At 54.8% G+C, this 2,707-nt stretch carries 1 protein-coding gene; it reads left to right on the top strand.

All coding sequences use genetic code 11. The annotated features are described in order from the left end of the window. A partial coding sequence (locus G497_RS19335; protein WP_051258109.1) for an Ig-like domain-containing protein occupies positions 1-2,707 on the top strand: 2,707 nt, incomplete at both ends.

The raw sequence follows: 2,707 nt of genomic DNA on the forward strand, positions 1-2,707 counted from the left end.
ACAGCAGCAAGCTCTAGTGGCACAGGCACCTTCGCCTTTGGGGGCATAACCACCACCAATACGACCCAATTTGAAGCCCTGCACCTGGACTACACAGGCGGCACGGGCATGGACTTGATTGACATTGACAATGTACTGGCAGATTTTGATACCAAGAACTTTGAAGGCGTTATGAAGTCGCTGGTGTTTACGGGGGATAGTAACGATAAGTTCCGGTTGCCCACAGGCTTTACTCAAGTGAGTACAGGCATCAGCCTGAATGGCTTTACCGAGCAGTTTGCCTGCTACAAAGGCATGGTAAACGGGCAGGAAACCTTTATTTACCTGGAAACAGGAGCCAATGCCCCCAGCATAGTGCAGGCTGATGACCGCTTTGTCATGTACACAGGCAGCACTGCCACCAATATTAACAGCAAGGTTATTATCGGCGAGGTGAAGCACAACGACGCCGCCTTCTCACACATGCTTAATGTGGGCACTACGGTTACGGGCATGTACGGCACAGCCACCATTAATGCGGATGGTACCTTAACGTATACCTTGGCTGCCAACGCTGCCACCCTTATGGGCACAGGCACCACAGCGGTGAAAGATTACATTACGTATGAATATGAAGACGCCCAGGGTCAAACCCACACCAAAACTGTGGAAGTGGTGGTAGTGCGCGACCCACAAGGCAAGTGGGATTCCCCGGACGATGTGGACGGCGAAACGCATGAAACATATATTCCCCTTACCCCTGGTGCTGCCGCTGCCACAGGCGCAAGCCCAACAACAGAAGGCACATCTTCCGGCAACGACACCATGCGAATTAACTACACCATGACCAATGCTGTGGTGGATTTAGGTGCTGGGGACGATATATTGACCGCCACCATTACTGGCACCAGCGGTGCAGCCGGTGCTGCAGGGGCTAAGGGTGGCACAGGCGGAACTGGAGGCGCAGGAGTAGCTGCATATGGTATGAGCAGCAGCCGGGTAGAAACTGGTGCTGGCAACGATACAATTACTTTCAACGTTATAGGTGGGAACGGTGGCTACGGTGGTAATTCTCCTAACATAACACCTAATGCCGGAGCAGGCGGAGCAGGTGGCCTAGCTGGCAACGGTGCCTTGGCATATGGGCTGTATAATACCGTTATCAATGCTGACAATGGTCATAATCAGATAACTATCAATGTCCAAGGAGGCCGGGGAGGGCTTGGAGGTAGTGGTGGGGCTGGCAATCAGGTAGGGGGAAGTACGACGGCAGCGACAGGTGGGGCTGGAGGTAAAGGCGGAACTGGTGCTGATGGATACGGCCTCTGGGGCTCTGCTATTTCTAGCGGAGCAGGTAGCGATATTGTAAATATCAGTGCATTGTCCGGTGCCGGCGGTGCCGGTGGCGAAGGAGGTAAGGGTTACTCCAGTGGTGTTGGTGGTGTTGGTGGTGCAGGGAACAATGCTGGTAACGCTTATGGGCTTTATACATCTTCTGTGGATGTAGGTGATGGGGATGACCTTATTACCATAACTGCCCTTGGCGGCGCTGGCGGCGCTGGCGGCGCTGGCGGCGAGGGCGGCGACGGAATTCAGGGGAATTCCGGTAATTCTGGGGGCAAAGGGGGAAGAGGTGCTGTTGGCGGTGCTGGCGCTACTGCCTATGGTGTGTCCAGCGGTATTGTTACCGGAGGCGAGGGGAACGATATCATTATTATCTCTGGAATTGGCGGCGCTGGCGGTGCTGGCGGTAAAGGAGGCAAGGGAGGAATCGGAGTACGCAATCTAAATACGGGTATCCATGTCCTCGGTGGAGATGGCGGTGCTGCAGCTGCAGGCGGTGCTGGTGGGGTTGGCTATGGCCTTGCTTCCGGCACTGTGGATGGAGGTAATGGCAATGATGTGATTACCATTACCGGCATTGGTGGCCTTGGTGGGGTTGGTGGCCTTGGTGGGCAGGGGGGCATAATCCCTTGGGTGTCTGGTCAGGGAGCTAGGGGTGCCAACGGCGCTAACGGTACTGACGGTATAGGGTACGCTGTGTACAGTGCAGGAACTAAAAGCCTTGTGGATGGTGGTAGCGGAAACGACACAATAACTTTGTTCGGCAGTACCTATTCCCTGTATGCCAGCGGTTCCGGAATAAACGAGATTCTTGGTGGCAGCGGTTGGGATAGCATTACCCTTACGGGCAGTATAACAACCGCAACATCAGCGGCTGCTAAGAATATTGTCGATGCTGGTGATGATAATGATGTAATTTCCATCAGTGGTTCTATTAACGCATATGCTAATACCGCTAATGCCATTCAGATTCTTGGGGGCAGCGGCAACGACACCATTCGCATTAATACGGATGCAAGCATAACCGGTACCACCATTGACGGCGGGACGGGCACCGACATTGTGCGCCTGGAAAGTTCTGTGCTGAATCTTGCTGCTGTGGGCGCCGGGGTTACCCTGAACGGCGGCACCGATGCTGCTGGCGACCTGATTGACCGCCCGGCAGGCGATGGCACCACCCACCAGATTGGCGACATGCTGAGCCTGGACCGCAACCTTTCGGTAGATTCCAACGGCACTGCCGCAATTTCAGGCGGCACAGGCACCTTCAACTTTGGGGGCATTACCACCGCCAACACCACCGGGTTTGAAGCCCTGCACCTGGACTACACAGGCGGCACGGGTAAGGACTTGGTAGATATTGAGAGTGTGCTGCGGGACTTTG

Source organism: Desulfovibrio cuneatus DSM 11391 (assembly GCF_000430005.1).
GTDB classification, from domain to species: domain Bacteria; phylum Desulfobacterota; class Desulfovibrionia; order Desulfovibrionales; family Desulfovibrionaceae; genus Frigididesulfovibrio; species Frigididesulfovibrio cuneatus.